5 protein-coding genes are annotated in these 2,725 nt (G+C 59.7%); 4 read left to right on the forward strand and 1 reads right to left on the reverse strand.

All coding sequences use genetic code 11. From position 1 onward, the window contains the following. Window positions 1-206: helix-turn-helix domain-containing protein (locus VIL88_RS04845; protein WP_331986579.1), on the forward strand; the 206-nt coding region annotated here is incomplete at its 5' end. A 61-nt stretch (window positions 207-267) separates the two neighbouring features. On the opposite strand, the gene VIL88_RS04850 is transcribed toward VIL88_RS04845, so the two are convergent. Further along, window positions 268-1,020 (reverse strand): Crp/Fnr family transcriptional regulator, encoded by a 753-nt coding sequence (locus VIL88_RS04850; protein ID WP_331986581.1) that lies wholly within the window; start codon window positions 1,018-1,020, stop codon window positions 268-270. Between the two features lie 351 nt (window positions 1,021-1,371). Here VIL88_RS04850 and VIL88_RS04855 point away from each other — a divergent pair, with 351 nt between their 5' ends. From VIL88_RS04855 to VIL88_RS04865, 3 genes are read left to right on the forward strand one after another with little or no spacing between them, the layout of a single operon-like run. Then, complete coding sequence (locus VIL88_RS04855; protein ID WP_331986583.1) at window positions 1,372-1,704, forward strand: transposase; 333 nt, start codon at window positions 1,372-1,374, stop codon at window positions 1,702-1,704. Then, a complete protein-coding gene (locus VIL88_RS04860; RefSeq protein WP_331986587.1) occupies window positions 1,701-1,868 on the forward strand; it encodes a hypothetical protein in 168 nt (55 codons plus the stop codon). The genes VIL88_RS04855 and VIL88_RS04860 overlap by 4 nt, the downstream gene beginning before the upstream one ends. Next, on the forward strand, window positions 1,811-2,524 hold the full coding sequence (locus VIL88_RS04865) for an IS3 family transposase (protein WP_331986585.1): 714 nt from the start codon (window positions 1,811-1,813) through the stop codon (window positions 2,522-2,524). Before VIL88_RS04860 ends, VIL88_RS04865 begins: the two co-directional genes overlap by 58 nt. The last annotated feature ends 201 nt before the right edge of the window (window positions 2,525-2,725 follow it).

Raw genomic sequence — 2,725 nt, forward strand, 5'->3', positions numbered from 1 at the left:
CCTTGTCGCAGGCAACGGTGGGCGAATGCCTGGCCATTACGCCAGTTCACGCCAACCGCGCCGTGCAAAAACTCAGAGCGCGCGGGGAGATCAGTTGGGAGCGGGACCTCGTTACGATCAAGGACTGGGACGGCCTCGTCCGAGCAGCTGAGTTTGATCCCACCTACCTTCGTATGCCGAAGACAGCCCGCGCATCACGGAGCTAGAATTCGGACATCGCAGGAAGACGTGCTCTTTTGCTGAGCAGCGAAAAGGTCGTTGGCTTGACTACCGTTGCTGGCGCTCAAGGTCGAGATAGGTGTCGTCGAACTGGCCGACGCGCTGTAAGGTCTTCCAGTCGAGAATTGTCACGATCCCGTCCTCCCATCTCACCAGATGCCGGCGGCGCAGTTCCTGCACCATTCTGTTTACATGCACTCCAGACAGGCCCAAGGCATCAGCAAGCGCGTTCTGGGTGATGTCGAAGGGAAAGCTGGCATCGTTTTGCACAAGACCCACGACCCGTGCCCGCACGAAGTGCTCGCAGAAGAGATGAGCGATGTGACCTAAAGCCGGCATGCGACCCATAGCCACGAGCCATTGGCGGTGAATGGCACCGTCCAGAATCGTTGAGAGCCAAAGCATGCGGGTGAGGTGAGGCAGTCGTTCTGTGATCTCCAGGAGCTTGGCGTGGGGGAACTCGACGGCCACTACATCGGTCACAGCAGAGACCCCATGGTCTAGCTTAGATAAAAGCAGGGAGTGCAGATCGACGAAGTCACCGAGGATGTGGAACGCGGTGATTTGCTGCTCGCCCATCTCCAATATATTGTGCCGCGCCGCCATGCCGCTTGCCATGAGTAGGCTGCTCTTGGGCCTTGCGTGCTGCTCTATAATTGGCTGTCCTGCAGCGAAATACTTCAACGGGCCGGCCGCGGCTTGAATTGTTTCACGTTCCTCTTGTGCTACATGGTCGCGCCAATCAAGGCGCTTGAGCAATGCCTCGACGGCTGTAGTCTGTAAATCCTGTTGTCTGTCCATTTGCCATGCCGAAATTAGTCGCCCGAGGAAACCAACCTGCCAGCAGCGGGTTGCATGATCCCGCTAAGGCGAGGTCTATCTGGTACACAGAAACCTACGGAGCATTGAGTTCACCGCCTGCTAGCCCACTGATGGCGCGCGCAGAGGAGACGGTCGGCTGCCACTCCGAAGTTGAAGTGGGGCAGGAGACGGCAGTCGACCCCTGGAGCGCACCCCATTTTGACCGGACAGGCGGCATAGCTGATAAGGCATAGGCATGCGCCTATGAGTACGACTATGTCCAAGAGTTCCGACGAGCCGCTTCGGCGGGTCGAAGTCATCACCTCCGTTCAGCGCCGGCGACGCTGGTCAGTGGCCGAAAAGGTTCGGCTGGTTGAGGAAGCCATGCAGCCGGGTATGAGCGTTTCCTACGTTGCACGACGCGCCGGCATTTCCCCTTCGCAGCTCTTTGCCTGGAAGCGTCGCATGCTCGAAGGCGGCCATGCGGCCGTTCAGGCTGATGAAGATGTTGTGGGCGCTTCCCAGGTCCGCGACCTGGAGAAGCGCGTGCGCGATCTTGAGCGCATGCTCGGCAAAAAGACCATGGAGGCCGAGATCCTCAAGGAAGCCCTTGATCTGGCTCGCCCAAAAAAACGGACACCGCCATTGCTGTCATGGAGCGATCCAGAGGGCGGTTTCCAATGAGCACCGTTGCCAAGGTTCTGGGCGTGTCCCGGTCGAACCTGATAGAGCGCACCAACAAGCCTTTCAAGCCTCGCGGAGCTTACCGCAAGCCGAAAGACGTCGCCCTATTTGCCGAGCTGCGCCCAATCGTCGATCTGCGGCCACCTACGGATATCGCCGGCTGACGGCGCTGCTGAACCGACAGCGGCGCAAAGAGGACAAGCCCACCATCAACGCCAAGCGCGTGCTCAGGGTCATGCAGCAGAACGGCCTCACCCTTCAAAAGCATACCGCATTGCGACCCTCCCGTGCCCATGAAGGCGTCGTTATTGCCCTGCGCTCCAACATCCGTTGGTGCTCTGACCATCTGGAGATCCACGCTCGCAACGGCGAGGTCGTTCGCATCGTGTTCGTCATCGATGCGTGCGACCGTGAGATCATCGCCTGGTCGGCAGTCTCCAATGCCGGCATCTCCGGCGAGATGGTCTGTGACCTCATGATCGCGGCAGTTGAACGCCGCTTCCATAGCCTCAAGGTTCCGCACCAACTGGAATGGCTGTCCGATAACGGCAGTGCCTATATCGCCCGGCAGACGGCCCAAGTGGCTGCTGCCCTTGGTATTATCCTGCGCTTCACCCCAGTGCGGAGCCCACAGAGCAACGGCATGTCCGAGGCCTTCGTCAAAACCCTGAAGCGGGACCATGCTTCGACCGCCATCCTCCCAGACGCCGACACCATCCAAGCCTTGCTGCCCCGATGGATCGACGACTACTGTGAGGTCCACCCGCACTCCGGGCTCAAGTTCCGCTCACCGCGCGAGTTCCTGCGCCTCAGTGCTTAAACCCAACCGCCGCCTGTCCGGTGAAACGGGGTCCACTCCAACCCCATCTTTGCCATTGCACTACGTGAGCCGAATGCCTGTAATCGGACGAGCGCAGCATAGCATCCGATACGTGAGGCGCTCGCTTTCAGATCAGGTCGCCGGCCCGTTCAACAACGTCACTGTGCCGTTCCTCCAGCCGCTTGAAGTGGAGGTACTCGG

The organism is Devosia sp., assembly GCF_036563435.1.
Taxonomy (GTDB): domain Bacteria; phylum Pseudomonadota; class Alphaproteobacteria; order Rhizobiales; family Devosiaceae; genus Devosia.

Bases quoted from the DNA above. Each gene is read 5' to 3' on its own strand.
- VIL88_RS04860 (WP_331986587.1), top strand. From the start codon at position 1,701: ATGAGCACCGTTGCCAAGGTTCTGGGCGTGTCCCGGTCGAACCTGATA.
- VIL88_RS04850 (WP_331986581.1), bottom strand. From the start codon at position 1,020: ATGGACAGACAACAGGATTTACAGACTACAGCCGTCGAGGCATTGCTC.